Genomic DNA, 16,186 nt, shown 5'->3' on the forward strand with positions numbered 1-16,186 from the left:
ACGCCCTCGATATTCCGGCCGGGCCCGATGTTTGTGTAGCCGCTGCCGCAGGCTGCGATCAAGCGGTACGCTCGTGGGGATCTTGCGGGCGCTGGAGACCCTGCGGGTCTATCGCAGCCTCGCAGGCTCGGCAGCGGCTACAGGGAATGGTGACACCCTCGATATCCGGTCAGGCCCGATGTTTGTGTAGCCGCTGCCGCAGGCTGCGATCGAGCGGCACGCTCGTGGGGATCTTGTGGGCGTTGAGACCCTGCGGGTCTATCGCAGCCTCGCGGGCTCGGCAGCGGCTACAGGGGATGTCGGCGTTAGTGGGGGCGCTAGTCTTGCCCGCACAATGCCCGCAGGGCCGGGTCGCGTAATTGCATCAGCTCGAACAGCCCCAGGGCCCGGAGTGCCGGCAGGGCGGCCAGCAGATCTTCCTCGGCTATGCGCCGCTGCTGCGCCGAGGTGCCCGGATCGGCCCACAGCCGGGCATTGATCAGGAACGCCCCCACCGTGCCTTTGCGCACCCGGGTGCCGTTGAAATCGCCATGGTTGAGTTGATCGGGTAACAGGTCTTCGGCGCGCATGGAGCAATCCTCGTGTGAATGAGCCTTCAGTCTGCGGCCTGGGGATTGGCTAAACTGCCTGGTTCTTGCCGTTGAATGACGTGAAACAGCCAATGTCCCAACCTTTGGTTTCCCCCTTGCTCGCTCAAGCCCAGGGCGGCCCGCTGCTGTTCGCGGCGTGGCAGCACAACCCGATCGAACGGCAGACCGCCGCCCACAGCCATGCCCGCGGCCAACTGCTCGGCGCCCGCCACGGCCTGCTGTCGGTGACGGCGGCCGACAGCCAGTGGGTGGTGCCGGCGACCCATGCGGTGTGGGTGCCGCCCCGCTGCGAACACGCCTTGCGTTCCCATGGCCCGTTCGACGGCTGGAGTGTCTATATCGAGCCTGACGCCTGCCACGAACTACCGGCGCAACCACGGATCATTGCCACCTCCGGGCTGTTGCGGGAGGCGGTGATGCGCGCGGCGAGCTGGCCACAAGGCGCGCTGGACGAGCCGCAATCGCGCATCGCCCGGGTGATCCTCGATGAGCTGGGCAGCCTGCCGGTGGAACCCTTCGGCCTGCCATTGCCGGTGGAGCCGCGGTTGCGGCGAATCTGCCAGGCGCTGGCCGATGACCTGGCGGACAACCGCGGCCTGGAAGCCTGGGCCCGGTGGGCGGGGATCTCGCCACGAACCCTGGCCCGGCGGTTTGTCGGCGAGACTGGCTTTGCCTTCAGCCAGTGGCGACAGCGGGCGCGCTTGCTGCGCGCCCTGGAGCGCCTGGCGGCGGGCGACGCGGTAACCCGGGTGGCGCTGGACCTGGGCTATGACAATGTCAGCGCCTTTATCGCCATGTTCCGCCGTCAGTTCGGGGTGACGCCGGGGCGTTACTTCGCCCGGCACGAAAACGGCTGAGTACCGTGACCTCGGCTGACGATGGCCTCCCGTCATCCCGTCGAAAACCGCTCCCGGCTGTTGCTCAGGTGGGTCCACATCGCCGCCCGCGCCGCATCCGGGTCCTGGCGGCGGATGGCGGCGTAGATGGCTTCGTGTTCCTGGTTGGCCAGGGTCGCCAGTTGCGCCAGGTCGACATCGCCGCGCTCGGCGTCGCGCACCCGGGTCCGCGGGATCAGGGCATTGCCCAGGGATTGCAGGATCTGCACGAAATAAGGGTTGCCGGTGGCTTCGGCGATCAGCAGGTGGAAGCGCTGGTCGGCCTCCACGCAACTGTCGTTGTTGGCCAGCAACTGCTGGTAGTCGTCCAGCGCCTGGCGCATCTGTGCCAGTTGCTCGGCGCTGCGCCGGCGGGCGGCGAGGGCCACTGCCTGGGTTTCCAGGCCCAGGCGCAGTTCGAGGATGTCGCGCACGCTCAGGGCGGTGTCGACGTTCAAGCGCAGGCCGTGGGTGTCCTGGCGTTCCAGCACGAAGCTGCCGACGCCGTGGTGGGTTTCCACCCAGCCGGCGGCCTGCAGCTTGGAGATGGCTTCGCGCACCACGGTGCGGCTGACGCCATGGGCGCGGACGATGGTGCTTTCCGACGGCAGCTTGTCACCGGGCTTGAGAATGCCGCGCATGATCTGCCGGGTCAGGTCGCTGACCAGGTCATGGGCCAGGTTGGTGGAAGGGCGACGGCGGCCCGGGGCGATATCGGATTCGGTGCTCATGGCAAGGTCGCGCAGGGAAAGCAAAAAGCTTATCACCGAAGTGGCCGGGCAGCGCTCAACTTGTCTGATATGTATGACAAGTTGTCGGATAAGTCGCTTCCGGATTCGGTGCGGGTTCTTTGCGTGAGTGCGGCCTGAAAAATATTCCAGCTAAAAGAATTTTTATTTATCCAATTAAAATCAATTAGTTGTGATTATTTTTCAACGCCTTTCTCGATCAAGATTGCCTTGCAGACCGGCCTCGGTAATGAGTCTGCGCTTGTGACGCTATTTTTCTACTTGTATGATGACTGTCAACTAGGGCGCTTGCCCAGTCACCCGCACACAACAACAAACAAGTGGGAGAGGCATCGTGAATACCACCCTTGATCCATCCGGGGACGATTCCCTGCTGGCCATCGCCGTGGCGAAGGTCAAGCGTCATGTGCTGCCGCTGTTCGTCATCATGTTCATCGTCAACTACATCGACCGGGTCAACATCGGCTTCGTCCGCACCCACCTGGAACATGACCTGGGCATCGGCGCCGCGGCCTACGGTTTTGGCGCCGGGCTGTTCTTCATCGGCTACGCGCTGTTCGAGGTGCCGTCCAACATGCTGTTGCAGCGGGTCGGCGCGCGGATCTGGCTGACCCGCATCATGTTCACCTGGGGGCTGGTGGCCACGGCCATGGCCTTCGTGCAGAACGAAACCCAGTTCTATGTGCTGCGCTTCCTGCTGGGGGTGGCCGAGGCCGGGTTCTTCCCCGGGGTGATCTATTACTTCACCCGCTGGCTGCCCGGCGTGGAGCGGGGCAAGGCGATCGCCATTTTCCTAAGCGGTTCGGCCGTGGCCTCGCTGGTCTCCGGCCCGCTGTCCGGGGCGCTGTTGCAGATCGAAGGCCTGGGCTGGCACGGCTGGCAGTGGATGTTCATCGTCGAGGGCATGGCCTCGGTGCTGCTCTGCGGTTTTGTCTGGTTCTGGCTCGACTCCACGCCCCGTGACGCCAAGTGGCTGAGCCCCGCCGAACAGGAGGCGCTGGTGCAGGCGATCGACAGCGAACAGCGCGAGCGCGAAGCGGCGATGCCGGTCAAGCCGTCGCTCTGGACCCTGCTCAAGGACCGGCAGATCCTGCTGTTCTGCCTGATCTACTTCTGCATCCAGCTGACCATCTACGCCGCGACCTTCTGGCTGCCGAGCATCATCAAGAAGATGGGCGACCTCAGCGACCTGCAGGTGGGTTTCTTCAACTCCATTCCCTGGCTGATCTCGATCATCGCCATGTACGCCTTCGCCGCGGCGTCCGGCAAATGGAAGTTCCAGCAGGCCTGGGTCGCCAGCGCCTTGCTGGTGGCGGCGGCCGGGATGTTCCTGTCCACCACCGGCGGGCCGGTGTTCGCCTTCGTCGCCGTGTGCTTCGCCGCCATCGGCTTCAAGTCGGCGTCCGCGCTGTTCTGGCCGATTCCCCAGGCTTACCTGGATGCACGCATCGCCGCCGCGGTGATCGCCCTTATCAACTCCATCGGCAACCTCGGCGGCTTCGTCGCCCCGGCCACCTTCGGCCTGCTGGAGCAGCGCACCGGGTCGATCCAGGGCGGCCTTTACGGCCTGGCGGCGACCTCGATCATCGCCGCGATCATCGTGTTTTTCGCCCGCACCCGGCCCAAGGCCGTTGCTGCGCCGGCACCCTTGGGCGCTGCCCGCCCGTTGCTGGACAAATCCCACTGACTTTTGCCGACAGGAACCGACCCATGACGCTTGAATCCACCCACCATCACCCTGGCCAGACACCACTCATCACCCGACTGCAAGTGGTGCCGGTGGCCGGGCATGACAGCATGCTGCTCAACCTCAGCGGCGCCCACGGCCCGTTCTTCACCCGCAATATCGTGATCGTCAGCGACAGCGCCGGTAACACCGGGGTCGGTGAAGTGCCAGGGGGCGAGCGGATTCGCGCGACCCTCGAGGAGGCCCGCGAACTGCTGGTCGGCCAGCCCATCGGCCACTACCAGAAGCTGCTCAACCAGGTGCGCCAGCGCTTTGCCGAGCGCGATGCCGGCGGCCGCGGCCAGCAGACCTTCGACCTGCGCATCGCGATCCATGCGGTGACCGCGCTGGAAGCGGCGCTGCTCGATCTGCTCGGCCAGTTCCTCGGTGTGCCGGTGGCGGCGTTGCTCGGCGAAGGCCAGCAGCGCGAATCGGTGAAGATGCTCGGCTACCTGTTCTATATTGGCGACCGGCGCCAGACCGACCTGGCCTACCGCAACGAAGCCGAGGCCGACGATGCCTGGCTGCGCCTGCGCCATGAACCGGCGCTGAACGCCGAGAGCATCGTGCGCCTGGCCGAGGCGGCCAAGGCGCGGTATGGCTTCAACGACTTCAAGCTCAAGGGCGGCGTGCTGCGCGGCGAAGAGGAAATGGAGGCGGTCACCGCCCTGGCCGAATGTTTTCCCAAGGCGCGCATCACCCTCGATCCCAACGGTGCCTGGTCGCTGAAGCAGGCGATCGCCCTGTGCCGCGACCAGCACCAGGTGCTGGCCTATGCCGAAGACCCCTGCGGCGCGGAAAACGGTTACTCCGGGCGCGAGGTGATGGCCGAATTCCGTCGTGCCACCGGGTTGCCTACGGCGACCAACATGATCGCCACCGACTGGCGGGAAATGGGCCACGCGATCCAGCTGCAAGCGGTGGACATTCCCCTGGCCGATCCGCATTTCTGGACGATGCAGGGTTCGGTGCGGGTGGCGCAGATGTGCCATGAATGGGGCCTGACCTGGGGCTCGCATTCCAACAACCACTTCGATATTTCCCTGGCCATGTTCACCCATGTGGCGGCCGCGGCGCCGGGCGAGATCACCGCCATCGACACCCACTGGATCTGGCAGGACGGCCAGCACCTGACCCGCAATCCGCTGCAGATCGTCGAGGGCTGTGTGGCAGTGCCGCAGACGCCGGGGCTGGGCGTCGAGCTGGACCTGGACGCGCTGGCCCGCGCCCACGAGCTGTACAACAGCCGCGGCCTGGGCGCCCGGGACGACAGCGTGGCCATGCAGTGCCTGATTCCGGGCTGGCGCTTCGACAACAAGCGGCCGTGCCTGGTGCGCTGAGCCAGGCGCCGACCCTGTTAGGAGGCTTGGCACAGGGCTTGGCCGGGCCGCTGCATTCACAGTAATGTCAGCGCCCCGTCTGCTTTTGGAACCTCGCAATGACCTCTTTCTACGATGCCCGCGGCAATCTTTACGGTGTGGTGGCACCTGCCACGGTACGTGAGCTGGGGATTGCCTTGCCGGCCAGCGCGGCCGAGGCGGCGCTGGCCCGGGCCAGCTGGAGCGAACAGGTTATCGAGGCCCTGTGCGGCTGGGCGCCCGGCACCCGGCCGGCTGGGGCCAAGGCCCATCGCAGCGACGGTTTGCTGGTCGGGCCGTTCCAGGACGCGCCGCCGTTCGACCTGCTGATCGTCAACACCGACGGCACCCTGGCCGAGCGCAGCGGCAATGGGCTGACCATCTTTTCCCAGGCCTTGACCGAGCAAGGGCTGCTGCCGGCCCAGGGGCCTACGGAGTTGCGGGTGCATCACGACAAACCGGATGGGGTGTCGCCGGTGGCGACCGTGGTCGAGCCGGCACAGGTCGCCGGGGTGTCCGGCTTCTGGCTGGACCTCGGGCAACCGGCGTTCGGTGCACAAGCCGTGGGCGCGCAACACGGGGTCGAGAATGACGGTTCGAGCTGCGTCGAGCTGAGTCGGGTGCGCGGGCTGGCGCGGCTGCACCCGGAATGGAGCCGCAGCCAGTTCGTGCGCATCGGCAACCCGCATTGCGTGACCCTGGTCGGCGATGCCAGCGCCTTGCCGAGCAACCGGCAGATGAATGAAGCGCCCCTGGCCGAGGCGCTGACGCGCATTGCCTACGCCATGCCCACCGGCAGCGGCGAGCCCTGCCCGGCGGGGGTGAACCTGCAATGGGCGTGGCTGGAAGGGCCGCAGCGCATCGCCGCCCGGGTGTTCGAACGCGGCGAAGGCCCCACGGCATCCTCCGGCACCAGTGCCAGTGCGGTGGCCAGCGCGGCGTGGCGGGTCGGCTGGGTCAAGGCCGGCGAAGTCGCGGTGCTGATGCCTGGCGGCACCGCGCCACTGCGCCTGGAGGAGCGGGGTGGGGAACTGGTGCGGGTGAGCCTGTTCGGTACGGCGGTGGGTATTGCTTAGATCGAGGTGTATTCAAGTACGCCATCGCGGGCAAGCCTCGCTCCTACAGAAGACCGCGATCTTGGTTTCGGAGTGAGGCTTGCTGCGATGACTTAGCCGTACAGGGATCGGGTTGGTCGCAACAGCACGACTGACGTGCGTCTGTAGGAGCGAGGCTTGCCCGCGATGACGTCAGCGGCCGTTACACAAACCCCGCATCGCCCGGCAGTTCCACTTGGGCCATTTGCCGTTTCATCAGCACCTTGCCGTCGCGGATCGAGTACAGCGGCAGGCCCTGGCTGCGGATCATTTCATAATCGCTGTCGGCCGACAGGATCAGCAGGTTGGCCGGCCGGCCTTCCTCCAGGCCGTAACGCTCGCCCAGGGCCAGGGCCTTGGCGCTGTTGTCGGTGACCAGGTCGAGGGCGCTCTGCAGGTTGCGGTAGCCGAGCATGTGGCAGATGTGCAGGCCGGCTTCCAGCACCCGCAGGATGTTGCCGTTACCCAGGGGGTACCAGGGGTCGACGATCGAGTCCTGGCCGAAACACACGTTCATCCCGGCTTCCAGCAGCTCGTTGACCCGGGTCACGCCGCGGCGTTTCGGGAAGCTGTCGAAGCGCCCCTGCAGGTGGATGCTTTCGGTGGGGCAGGAAACGAAGCTGATGCCCGAGTGGCCGAGCAGGCGGAACAGCTTGGCGCAGTAGGCGTTGTCGTAGGAGCCCATGGCGGTGGTGTGGCTGGCGGTCACCCGCGAACCCATGTCGCGGCTGCGGGCTTCTTCGGCCAGCACTTCGAGAAAGCGCGAATGCGGGTCGTCGGTTTCGTCGCAATGCACGTCCACCAGGCAGCCGGTACGTTCGGCCAGGTCCATGAGGAACTTCACCGAGCTCACGCCCTGGTCGCGGGTGTACTCGAAGTGCGGAATGCCGCCCACCACATCGGCGCCGAGGCGGATTGCCTCTTCCATCAGCTCGCGGCCGTTGCGGTAGCTTTCGATGCCTTCCTGGGGAAAGGCGACGATCTGCATGTCCACCAGGTGCGCGCTTTGCTCGCGTACTTCGAGCATGGCCTTGAGCGCGGTCAGCTCCGGGTCGGTGACGTCGACATGGGTGCGCACATGCTGGATGCCGTGGGCGGCGAGGGCGCGGATGGTTTTGCGGGCGCGGGCCTTGGTGTCTTCCTGGGTGATGGTGACCTTGCGCTCGCCCCAGCATTCGATGCCTTCGAACAGGGTGCCGCTCATGTTCCAGCGCGGCTCGCCGGCGGTGAGGGTGGCGTCCAGGTGAATGTGCGGCTCGACGAAGGGCGGTACCACCAGGTTGCCGCCGGCGTCGAGGTCGTCGGGGCCCAGGGTCTGGGCTTCGGTCTGCCGGGCGATGCTGGCGATGCGACCGTTCTCCAGGTGCAGTTCGTGCAGGCCTTCGCGGTTGCGCAGGCGGGCGTTGATGATGAGCATCGGAGCGATTCCTTTTTCAATCCAGGCGGTCAGGGTACGGCGCTCGGGCCGGCGGCCGCAACGTCGCGTGGTCCGGGTTCATGCCTGGATGTCCGCCGCGGTGGTGGCGCGTGCGCCGAACAGGCTGCTCAGCAGCATGTAGCTCAGGGCGGCGGCCGCGATGCCCACCAGCGGCGCGACCCAGGGCGAGCCGAAGGCCGCCACGGTGCCGATGGCATAGGCGCCCAGGCCGGCCCAGTTGAACGCCGGCAACTTGCTGTCGGCCAGGCGCGGGTACTGGCCGCGGTAGCGATAGAAGAAGTCGGCCATGATTACTCCGCCAATCGGCGGGATCACCGTGCCCAGCAGAATCAGGTAGGGCACCAGCATGTCGTACATGCCCAGCAGCGCCAGCAGGGTGCCGATCACCGCGCCGACCAGGGTCACGGTCTTGCGTCGGCCAGTGCGCAGCAGGTTGCAGCCGGCGACGGCGAAGTTGTAGATGGTGTTGTCCTGGGTGCTCCAGATATTCAGCAGGAGCATGGCCATGGCGGCCATGGCGAACCCCTGCAACAGCAGCACTTCGACCACGTCCGGCTGCTGGTAGACGATGGCGCCGTAGGCCCCGATCAGCACCATCAGGCCATTGCCGATAAAAAAGCCGATCAGGCTGGCCAGCACCGCGACCCTGGCCGAACGCGAAAAGCGTGTCCAGTTGGTGGCCTGGGTGGCGCCGCTGACGAAGGTGCCGAACACCAGGGTGATGGCCGTGGACAGGTCGAGGCTGGCGCTCGGCACCACGGCCAGCAACCCATCGAGGCCGCCGACCTTGACCGTAGCCACCCACATCGACAGCAACAGCAGCAGGGCCATGGCCGGCACCGCGATATAAGAGAGGATTTCCAGCCCGCGGTAACCGACGTAGGCGGTGGCGCAGAACACCATACCGAACAGCACCATCAGCCCCAGCACCGTGCCCTGGCCCAGCTCGAAATACTTGCCCAGCACCACCGCGGCGGTGGCGGTGCCCCAGGCGTACCAGCCGATCTGGGTGAAACCGAGGATCAGGTCGCTGAGCTTGCTGCCCACCTCGCCGAAACAGAAGCGCCCCATCAGCACCGAGTTCAGGCCGCTCTTGAAGGCGATATAGCCCAGGCCCGCCGCGTACAGGCCCAGCAGCAGGTTGCCGAGGACGATCACCCCGAGCATCTGGCCAAAGCTGAAGGCCACGCCGAGCTTGCCGCCGGCGAACATGGTGGCGGTGAAAAAGGTGAAGCCCAGCAGCACCATGGCCGTGGAGGCCAGGCCCTTGCGCGCGTGCATCGGGACTTCGCTGAGCGGGTAGTCGTTGCCTGGATCGTTCTGCGTCATCTGCCTTCCCCTGATTGGCCCAGGCCGGGCCTGGTGCGTAAGCGACGCAGGCCCATTGCAGTCGCCGTGCCAACGCCCTCGGCGTCAGGGGCGCCCAGCCGGCGTTGTGCAACCTGCAGGAGATTTATAGACAAGCAGCGGATTTTTGCTTTGTGGCGTGTCCGATTGGCCGGCTCAGGCGCGAAAGCGGTGCGCCGGTGAGACAAATTGGATCACTGGCCGCGGGCTCAATCGAACAGGGTCAGGCGGGTTTCGCCGCGATGGAAGGCAAAGGCCGCTTCGATATCGCCTTCCACGGTGCGGCCGCGGGACAATTCGGGCAGGGCGTCGAGGGCGAAGAACCCGGCGTCGCTGACTTCCGAGCCGGCCACCGGGGCGCTGCGCTCACTGCGTTCGCAGAGAAAATACAGCTTGTAGAAATCCCGGGTGTCGGGGGTGAAGGGGCCCTTGGCCTTGTGCCGGACGCTGTAGAGGGCGCGGGCCGAGACGCTGAGCCCGGCTTCTTCGTGGATCTCCTTGACGATGTTTTCGGCGGCCGACAGGCCGATATCGGCATAACCGCCGGGCATGGCCCAGCGCCCGTCGGTCCGCTCGCGGACCAGCAGGATGCGGTCGTCTTCGATCAAGGCGCCGCGCACATCCACCAGGGGTGTCGAGTAGCGTTTGGCGAAGTCCGACACCAGGCCGGCGATACGTTCCAGGGGCACGTCGGCCAGTTGCGCGAGCATGCTCTGGGCGATGTCGGCGACTTCCTGGTAACGCTCGCGATCGAAGGGGTCCTTGCAGAAATGCAGCCCGGTTGAGGCGAGGGCCTGCAAGCGTTTGGCGTGGGTGAGCCAGGTGTTTTCCATGGTGGCTGTCCTCAAGTAATCGCTGGGGCTGAATCCGTCACTGTAGGGGCGAGCTTGCTCGCGATGAGGCCCCTGAGCATTGCATCGACCTTGAAGATTTATCGCGAGCAAGCTCGCTCCTACAGTGGGGGGGCCGGCCGTTGTCGTGCGAGGTAAGCGGCCAGGCGCGGCAAGGCTTCTTCGGCGCTGCGGCTGTGGCCGGCCCAGGTGCAGGCCAGCATCAGGTTGCGCGGCAGCTTGAAATCCTCCACCAGGAAACCTTCGGCGTCGCGGCCGTCGGCGTCATGGGGCACTTGTTCGCGCAGGGTCGCGGGCGTCTCGAACCAGGCCCACACCGGTTTGCCCAGGGCGATGGCCATGCCCACCTCGAAGGCGGTGCCGGAGTCCGGTTCCAGGCCGCGAAAGGCGTTGAGATTGGCCAGCACCGCGTCGCAGTCGCGGATCATCTGCAGGTTCTGCTGGCAGATCAGTTGGGCGGTCTGCTCCGGCGTCGGCTGGGCCGGCACCTGCTGATCGAAAGGGTAAAGGCCTTGCAGGCCCTGGGCCAGGCACAGGTGCTTGAGGTATTCGCCGCAGGCGATGGCATCGCGGCGAAATACATCGAAGCCGGCGAGGTAGATGCGTGGGCTCATGCCTTGCTCCCGGCCTGGGGCAGAAAACGCAACAGCGCGGCGATGATGGCTTCCGGTGCGTCTTCCTGCAGCAGGTGGCCGGCGTTGGGCACGGCCTGGAACCGGGAGCCGGGGATCAGCTGGTGCAACTGGCGCCCGCGCTCGATGGGGATCCACTGATCGTCCTCGCCCCAGAGGATCTGGGTCGGGCAACGGATGCTCGGATAGAGACCGGCCACTTCCGTGGTGTAGCGCTCGTCCATCTGCGCGATCTGCCGGTAGAAGGCGGCCTGGCCGCTGGCGCCGAGCCAGGGCTGGACGTAGGGTGCCAGCTCCTGGTCGGGGATCTCGCGCTGGATCGCCCCACGGATGTAGGCCGGCACAATGGCGCGCTGGATGTAGTCCGGCACGCCGCTGAAGGCCTGTTCGTGCTGGCGCACGTGCTGCACGAACGGCGAGCCCCAGGGCGACAGCGCCACCGGGTCGATCAGGGTCAGGCTGCGGTAGTCCTTGCCATTGAGCAGGTGGGCGCGCAGGGCGGTGGCGCCGCCGAAGTCGTGGGCCACCACGTCCGGGCGTTCCAGGCCCCAGTGCTCCAGCAGTTCGGCCAGCAGCTGGTTCTGCACGCCGAGGGACACATCCTGGCCGACGGCCTGTTCCGACTGGCCGTAGCCCAGCAGGTCGAAATAATGCACCCGGTGGCTGGCGCGCAAGTGCGGGGCGATGCGGTGCCAGACGTAGGAAGAGAAGGGCGTGCCGTGCACCAATACCAGGGGCGGGCCCTCACCGTGAATCGCGTAGCGAACGGTGTACCCATTGAAGCTGTAGGTTCGATCCAGCGGCCAATCGCTCATGCTGTGGTCCTCTGCGGGTGATCAGTCCAGCGCCTTGCTCATGTAGACCTGGCGCAGCCCGTGCTCCTCGGCGCGGTGGCTCTTGGTGTAACCACGACGCGTGTACAGGGCGATGTTTTCGCTCATGGCTTCGTGGGTGTAAAGCCGGATGCAGCTATGACCGACGGCGAGCGCCTGTCGTTCAGCGAAGTCCGGCCATTGCCGGCCTGGATCAGGCTCAGGTCGGCCACGGTGGCCGGGCGAATGGTCGAGGGCATGAGGGGGCGTTCTCCGCTCAAGGCGCGAGGGCCGAGCGGGCAGGCATAGGCATAAAAAAACCACCGCGGGCGGTGGTTTTTCTCAAGCGGGCGACGGTTTATTCGCCGCGATAGATGCAGCCGCTGGTGCAGGTCTCGTGGATGCGGATCGCACTCAGCTCGGGCAGCAGGGGTTTGAGCTCGTTCCAGATCCACTTGGCCAGCACTTCGCTGGTGGGGTTTTCCAGGCCGGGAATGTCGTTCAGGTAGTTGTGGTCCAGGCGCTCGTAGAGCGGCTTGAAGATCTCCTTGATTTCGGAGAAGTCACGAATCCAGCCGGTGTGCGGGTCGAGGTCGCCGCTCAGGTGGATGGCCACCTTGAACGAGTGGCCGTGCAGGCGCCCGCACTTGTGGCCGGCAGGCACGTGGGGCAGGCGGTGGGCGGATTCGAAGGTAAATTCTTTGAAGATTTCCACAGTGTCGGTCAGCTCGGTCAGGTGGCTATCGCCGCGGGCGATGTAAGGCAGGCAGCGAGTTTACCAGCTTGGTTGTGCGGGTGCGGGAAAACACTGACTAAAGGGTCAATAGCCGTTCGCCGAGACGACCACCTGCGGCCAGTTCGAGGAACTCGTCGCCCAGGCGCCGGCTTTCGTCCATCGCGCTGCGCCAGTATTTCTGGCGGCTGGCGTCGTCGCCCATGAAACGCTTGAAGTCGTTGCGGTCCGGCAGCTTGCCGTAGGGCAGGCGCGCCAGGTATTCCTTCGACGGCGCCAGCAGCAACACGTCCTGCAGACGGCCGGGGTTGCCGCGGCGCCAGGGCAGGGTCTTGTCGAACCAGCCGGGAATCACCCGGTCGGTGAAGTGCGGGTAGAGCACGATATCGTCGCCGCTGTAGGGCAGGTCGAGGTGGTAGTCCAGCAGGCCGCCGTCGCGGAAGGTGCCGGCCCCGGCGCCGGGCAGGTCGCGCACGCCTTGCATGACCATCGGGATCGAACCCGAGGCGAGCAGGGCCTGGCGCAGGTTGCCAATGTCCAGTGGCACGAAGCGCGAGGGGAAATCGTCGAGGGCCCGCAGCGGCGGCGCCAGGCGCGGGTCGTGCAGCACCAGGCGTTCGAAGTGCCGCGACAGGCGCGCGCGGCCACGCAGGTTGTCGGCGATCACCGAGGACAATCCCAGGCCCAGCCGCCCGCGATGGTCGTCGGCGAGCAGGCCGTGGCTTTTCACCACCATGATGTTCAGCCGGTAGTGCGGGTTGTCGAGAATGCTCGCGTCGCGGCCATCGAGCAGCTCGTGCAGCATGCGCTGCGAACTCTGGCTGATCTGCGCCATGGTCACGCCCTTGGCGAAACTCTGGGCGTTGTACAGCTGGCCCAGGCGGCGGATGCCTGCGGCGGCGTCCGGCAGGCAGGCGCTGGCGAAGCGCCAGGAACCCACCGAGGCACCGATCAGCGAACGCTCCCGTGGCGCCGCCGGCAGCCATTCGCCGAACAGCGCCAGGTCCAGCCCCTGGATGCCCAGGGCTTTTGGCCCGCCGGCGGCGCCGGGCAGGGTGCCGACTTCGGCCGCGCTCAGGCCGTTGGCGCGGATACGGGCCAGGGCGCGTGGGCCGGCCTTGAGGGTCAGGGCGGGAAACTTGATGTGGATGGCGGTCATACCGGCCTCAATCTCGAGCGACGGGTGAGTATAAAAGCTCGGGCCGGCGGCGCCGAATGAAACCTGCGCGCTGGCGATGATGGCCATTCAGTTTCAATTAAGTTCGACCCGCTATTGTGAGCCGCGTAGCAACACATAACGAGAAAGCCGGAGACACCCCATGAAAACCCTGACTGCCCTGTTCACCGCGACCCTCATCGGCATGACCGCCAGCCTGGCCCATGCTCGCGACCTGGGGCCCGACGAAGCCCTGAGACTGCGCGACGCTGGTACCATTGTGTCCTTTGAAAAACTCAATGCCACGGCATTGGCCAAGCACCCGGGCGCGACCATCACCGAAACCGAGCTGGAAGAGGAGTACGGCAAGTACATCTACCAGATCGAGATGCGCGACCCTCAAGGGGTTGAGTGGGACCTGGAATTGGACGCGGTGAGCGGCCAGGTGCTCAAGGATCATCAGGATACGTAATGAAGGTGAATCTACGCGCTGGCAGCAGGCTGGCCCTGGCGCTTCTGGCTTTTTGCTCGGTGGCGCTGGCCCGCGACCTGGACCAGGACGAAGCCCTGCGCCTGCGCCAGCAAGGGGTGATCCTGCCGCTGGAACAGTTGCTGCAACAGGCCCTGGACCGTTACCCCGGGGCCAAGCTGCTGGAAGCCGAGCTGGAAGAAAAACACGACGTCTACATCTATGAAGTCGAGCTGCTGACCGCCGAGGGCGTGGTCCGCGAGCTGGACCTCGAGGCCACCACCGGCCGCTTACTGAAAGACAAGGAAGATGACTGATGCGCCTGCTCCTGGTGGAAGACCACGTCTCCCTGGCCGACGAACTGCTGGCCGGGCTCAACCGCCAGGGCTACGCTGTGGACTGGCTGGCCGACGGCCGTGACGCGCTGTACCAGGGCGCCAGCGAGCCCTACGACCTGATCGTGCTCGACCTCGGCCTGCCGGGAGTGCCGGGCCTGGAAGTGCTGGCCAAGTGGCGCGCCGGCGGCCTGGCGACCCCGGTGCTGATCCTTACCGCCCGCGGTTCCTGGGCCGAACGCATCGAAGGCCTCAAGGCCGGTGCCGACGACTACCTGACCAAACCCTTCCACCCGGAAGAGTTGCACCTGCGCATCCAGGCGTTGTTACGCCGTTCCCACGGCCAGGCCAACCAGCCGACGCTGCAGGCCGCCGGGCTGCACCTCGACGAAGGCCGCCAGTGCGTGGTGCGCGACGGCGTGGATATCCAGCTGACTGCCGCCGAGTTCCGCCTGCTGCGCTACTTCATGCTGCACCCGGAGCAGATCCTCTCGAAAAGCCATTTGGCCGAGCACCTCTACGACGGTGAGACCGAGCGCGATTCCAACGTGCTGGAAGTCCACGTCAACCACCTGCGGCGCAAGCTCGGGCGCAGCGTGATCGAAACCCGTCGCGGCCAGGGCTACCTGTTCGGCGGGAGCGCCCAGTGAGGTCGATCCAGCGCCGCCTGAGCCTGGGCCTGATCAGCGTGATGGTGATTGTCGGCCTGGTGCTGGCGCAGACCAGCCTGTGGCTGTTCGAGATGGGCTTGCAGCGCTACCTGGAAGCCGGCCTGCGCAACGACAGCGAAAGCCTGCTGGTGGCGCTGGTGCGTGGCCCGCAGGGTTTGCAGCTGGACGAGCGACGTTTGTCGCCGGCCTATCAGCGGCCGTTTTCCGGGCATTACTTCCGCATCGACTTCGATGACGTGCACTGGCGCTCCCGCTCGTTGTGGGACCAGGACCTGCCTGCACTTGCGCAGACCGGCCTGCACAGCAACCTGCAACTGGGACCGGAAGGCCAGCGCCTGCTGGTGCTGCGCACCGACTACCGGCGCCTCGGGCAGTCGATTTCCATCAGCGTCGCCCAGGATTACACCCCGGTGCGCGAGAGCTTCCTGCGCATGCAGCAGGTTGGCCTGGGCCTGGGCCTGGCCGGCCTGCTGCTGATCCTGATCCTGCAGCGGCTTACCGTGCGCCGCGCCTTGCGCCCGCTGGAACAGGCCCGCGAACAGATCGCCCAATTGCAACGCGGCCAGCGTTCGCAACTGGACGAACAGGTGCCGCTGGAGCTGGAGCCGCTGGTGGCGCAGATCAACCATCTGCTGGCCCATACCGAAGACAGCCTCAAGCGTTCGCGCAATGCCCTGGGCAACCTCGGGCATGCGCTGAAGACCCCGCTGGCGGTGCTGCTGAGCCTGGCTTCCAACCCCAAGCTGCAAGCGCACCCGGAGTTGCGCCAGTTGCTCGAGGAGCAGCTGGAGCAGGTGCAGCAGCGGCTCAATCGCGAGCTGAACCGCGCGCGTCTGGCCGGCGATGCCTTGCCCGGCGCGCTGTTCGATTGCGACGCCGAGCTACCGGGACTGCTGGCGACCCTGAACATGATCCATGGCGAGCACCTGGACCTGAGCTATCAGGCGGCCCCCGGCCTGCAACTGCCCTGGGACCGGGAAGACCTGCTGGAGTTGCTGGGCAACCTGCTGGACAACGCCTGCAAGTGGGCCGATGCCGAAGTGGCGCTGAGCGTCTGGCAGACCGCCCAGGGTTACGGCCTGGCGGTGGACGACGATGGGCCGGGGATTCCCGAGGAACAGCGCAGCCAGGTATTCAGCCGTGGCACGCGCCTGGACGAACAGACCGATGGCCATGGCCTGGGTCTGGGCATCGTGCGCGATATCGTCGAGAGCTGGGGCGGGGTGCTGCGCTTGCTGGAAAGCCCGCAGGGCGGCCTGCGGGTGTTGATCGAGTTGCCTGGGCGCCAGTAGTGGTTGGGACCGAGCCTTGCGGTGACAGGCAGATCGCTATCGCGAGCAAGCTCGCTCC

17 protein-coding genes and 1 pseudogene are annotated in these 16,186 nt (G+C 66.1%); 8 read left to right on the forward strand and 10 right to left on the reverse strand.

The annotated features are described in order from the left end of the window. Nucleotides 1–317: 317 nt before the first annotated feature. Entirely contained in the window at nucleotides 318–569 is a 252-nt protein-coding gene (locus PVZ80_RS01120; protein WP_028682960.1) for a hypothetical protein, read from the reverse strand. A 92-nt stretch (nucleotides 570–661) separates the two neighbouring features. Here PVZ80_RS01120 and PVZ80_RS01125 point away from each other — a divergent pair, with 92 nt between their 5' ends. Beyond that, nucleotides 662–1,447 carry an AraC family transcriptional regulator gene (locus PVZ80_RS01125; protein ID WP_273863331.1) on the forward strand — a complete coding sequence of 262 codons (786 nt, stop codon included), beginning with the start codon at nucleotides 662–664 and terminating at the stop codon, nucleotides 1,445–1,447. 32 nt (nucleotides 1,448–1,479) lie between these two features. Here the strand turns inward: PVZ80_RS01125 and PVZ80_RS01130 are convergent, their stop codons facing one another. Beyond that, nucleotides 1,480–2,196 carry a FadR/GntR family transcriptional regulator gene (locus PVZ80_RS01130; protein ID WP_016701966.1) on the reverse strand — a complete coding sequence of 239 codons (717 nt, stop codon included), beginning with the start codon at nucleotides 2,194–2,196 and terminating at the stop codon, nucleotides 1,480–1,482. A gap of 352 nt (nucleotides 2,197–2,548) precedes the next feature. On the opposite strand from PVZ80_RS01130, the gene PVZ80_RS01135 reads away from it, so the two are divergent. The 3 genes from PVZ80_RS01135 (at nucleotide 2,549) to PVZ80_RS01145 (ending at nucleotide 6,374) form a co-directional block, all read left to right on the forward strand. After that, nucleotides 2,549–3,901, forward strand: coding sequence for an MFS transporter (locus tag PVZ80_RS01135; protein WP_038633725.1), 1,353 nt, complete (start codon nucleotides 2,549–2,551; stop codon nucleotides 3,899–3,901). Between the two features lie 23 nt (nucleotides 3,902–3,924). Then, nucleotides 3,925–5,280 (forward strand): glucarate dehydratase, encoded by a 1,356-nt coding sequence (gudD, locus tag PVZ80_RS01140; RefSeq protein ID WP_009049881.1) that lies wholly within the window; start codon nucleotides 3,925–3,927, stop codon nucleotides 5,278–5,280. A 98-nt stretch (nucleotides 5,281–5,378) separates the two neighbouring features. Further along, on the forward strand, nucleotides 5,379–6,374 hold the full coding sequence (locus PVZ80_RS01145; RefSeq protein ID WP_257373195.1) for a diaminopimelate epimerase: 996 nt from the start codon (nucleotides 5,379–5,381) through the stop codon (nucleotides 6,372–6,374). 181 nt (nucleotides 6,375–6,555) lie between these two features. On the opposite strand, the gene codA is transcribed toward PVZ80_RS01145, so the two are convergent. The 8 genes and pseudogenes from codA to PVZ80_RS01185 form a co-directional block, all read right to left on the reverse strand. Further along, nucleotides 6,556–7,809 (reverse strand): cytosine deaminase, encoded by a 1,254-nt coding sequence (codA, locus tag PVZ80_RS01150; protein ID WP_016701963.1) that lies wholly within the window; start codon nucleotides 7,807–7,809, stop codon nucleotides 6,556–6,558. 78 nt (nucleotides 7,810–7,887) lie between these two features. Continuing rightward, nucleotides 7,888–9,159, reverse strand: coding sequence for a cytosine permease (gene codB / locus PVZ80_RS01155; RefSeq protein ID WP_009049878.1), 1,272 nt, complete (start codon nucleotides 9,157–9,159; stop codon nucleotides 7,888–7,890). 227 nt (nucleotides 9,160–9,386) lie between these two features. After that, a complete protein-coding gene (locus tag PVZ80_RS01160; protein ID WP_273863332.1) occupies nucleotides 9,387–10,010 on the reverse strand; it encodes an NUDIX hydrolase in 624 nt (207 codons plus the stop codon). 119 nt (nucleotides 10,011–10,129) lie between these two features. Further along, the gene (locus PVZ80_RS01165; RefSeq protein ID WP_273863333.1) at nucleotides 10,130–10,642 is read right to left on the reverse strand and encodes a nucleoside 2-deoxyribosyltransferase; all 513 of its coding nucleotides are present in this window, start codon (nucleotides 10,640–10,642) and stop codon (nucleotides 10,130–10,132) included. Next, nucleotides 10,639–11,475 (reverse strand): alpha/beta fold hydrolase, encoded by an 837-nt coding sequence (locus PVZ80_RS01170; protein WP_016701959.1) that lies wholly within the window; start codon nucleotides 11,473–11,475, stop codon nucleotides 10,639–10,641. The genes PVZ80_RS01165 and PVZ80_RS01170 overlap by 4 nt, the downstream gene beginning before the upstream one ends. Nucleotides 11,476–11,496: 21 nt before the next feature. Next, nucleotides 11,497–11,682 (reverse strand): annotated as a pseudogene (locus tag PVZ80_RS01175) (GNAT family N-acetyltransferase); the annotation flags it as partial. A 148-nt stretch (nucleotides 11,683–11,830) separates the two neighbouring features. Beyond that, nucleotides 11,831–12,187, reverse strand: a complete 357-nt coding sequence (queD, locus tag PVZ80_RS01180) for a 6-carboxytetrahydropterin synthase QueD (RefSeq protein WP_007930577.1) — start codon at nucleotides 12,185–12,187, stop codon at nucleotides 11,831–11,833. 97 nt (nucleotides 12,188–12,284) lie between these two features. Continuing rightward, nucleotides 12,285–13,364 carry a patatin-like phospholipase family protein gene (locus PVZ80_RS01185; RefSeq protein WP_273863335.1) on the reverse strand — a complete coding sequence of 360 codons (1,080 nt, stop codon included), beginning with the start codon at nucleotides 13,362–13,364 and terminating at the stop codon, nucleotides 12,285–12,287. Nucleotides 13,365–13,524: 160 nt separating this feature from the next. Here PVZ80_RS01185 and PVZ80_RS01190 point away from each other — a divergent pair, with 160 nt between their 5' ends. The 4 genes from PVZ80_RS01190 to PVZ80_RS01205 are packed head-to-tail and all read left to right on the forward strand — an operon-like array spanning nucleotide 13,525 to nucleotide 16,128. Beyond that, nucleotides 13,525–13,833, forward strand: coding sequence for a PepSY domain-containing protein (locus PVZ80_RS01190; RefSeq protein ID WP_007930566.1), 309 nt, complete (start codon nucleotides 13,525–13,527; stop codon nucleotides 13,831–13,833). Next, complete coding sequence (locus PVZ80_RS01195) at nucleotides 13,833–14,147, forward strand: PepSY domain-containing protein (protein ID WP_198919121.1); 315 nt, start codon at nucleotides 13,833–13,835, stop codon at nucleotides 14,145–14,147. The genes PVZ80_RS01190 and PVZ80_RS01195 overlap by 1 nt, the downstream gene beginning before the upstream one ends. After that, a complete protein-coding gene (locus tag PVZ80_RS01200) occupies nucleotides 14,147–14,815 on the forward strand; it encodes a response regulator transcription factor (protein WP_016701954.1) in 669 nt (222 codons plus the stop codon). The genes PVZ80_RS01195 and PVZ80_RS01200 overlap by 1 nt, the downstream gene beginning before the upstream one ends. Continuing rightward, complete coding sequence (locus PVZ80_RS01205; protein WP_028682973.1) at nucleotides 14,812–16,128, forward strand: sensor histidine kinase; 1,317 nt, start codon at nucleotides 14,812–14,814, stop codon at nucleotides 16,126–16,128. The genes PVZ80_RS01200 and PVZ80_RS01205 overlap by 4 nt, the downstream gene beginning before the upstream one ends. The last annotated feature ends 58 nt before the right edge of the window (nucleotides 16,129–16,186 follow it).

Source organism: Pseudomonas sp. B3G-3, from assembly GCF_028640915.1.
GTDB lineage: Bacteria > Pseudomonadota > Gammaproteobacteria > Pseudomonadales > Pseudomonadaceae > Aquipseudomonas > Aquipseudomonas chlororaphis_I.

Coding starts and splice junctions, on each gene's coding strand:
- PVZ80_RS01120 (WP_028682960.1), bottom strand. CDS start 569: ATGCGCGCCGAAGACCTGTTACCCGATCAACTCAACCATGGCGATTTC.
- PVZ80_RS01125 (WP_273863331.1), top strand. CDS start 662: ATGTCCCAACCTTTGGTTTCCCCCTTGCTCGCTCAAGCCCAGGGCGGC.
- PVZ80_RS01130 (WP_016701966.1), bottom strand. CDS start 2,196: ATGAGCACCGAATCCGATATCGCCCCGGGCCGCCGTCGCCCTTCCACC.
- gudD (WP_009049881.1), top strand. CDS start 3,925: ATGACGCTTGAATCCACCCACCATCACCCTGGCCAGACACCACTCATC.
- PVZ80_RS01145 (WP_257373195.1), top strand. CDS start 5,379: ATGACCTCTTTCTACGATGCCCGCGGCAATCTTTACGGTGTGGTGGCA.
- codA (WP_016701963.1), bottom strand. CDS start 7,809: ATGCTCATCATCAACGCCCGCCTGCGCAACCGCGAAGGCCTGCACGAA.
- codB (WP_009049878.1), bottom strand. CDS start 9,159: ATGACGCAGAACGATCCAGGCAACGACTACCCGCTCAGCGAAGTCCCG.
- PVZ80_RS01160 (WP_273863332.1), bottom strand. CDS start 10,010: ATGGAAAACACCTGGCTCACCCACGCCAAACGCTTGCAGGCCCTCGCC.
- PVZ80_RS01165 (WP_273863333.1), bottom strand. CDS start 10,642: ATGAGCCCACGCATCTACCTCGCCGGCTTCGATGTATTTCGCCGCGAT.
- PVZ80_RS01170 (WP_016701959.1), bottom strand. CDS start 11,475: ATGAGCGATTGGCCGCTGGATCGAACCTACAGCTTCAATGGGTACACC.
- PVZ80_RS01185 (WP_273863335.1), bottom strand. CDS start 13,364: ATGACCGCCATCCACATCAAGTTTCCCGCCCTGACCCTCAAGGCCGGC.
- PVZ80_RS01190 (WP_007930566.1), top strand. CDS start 13,525: ATGAAAACCCTGACTGCCCTGTTCACCGCGACCCTCATCGGCATGACC.
- PVZ80_RS01195 (WP_198919121.1), top strand. CDS start 13,833: ATGAAGGTGAATCTACGCGCTGGCAGCAGGCTGGCCCTGGCGCTTCTG.
- PVZ80_RS01200 (WP_016701954.1), top strand. CDS start 14,147: ATGCGCCTGCTCCTGGTGGAAGACCACGTCTCCCTGGCCGACGAACTG.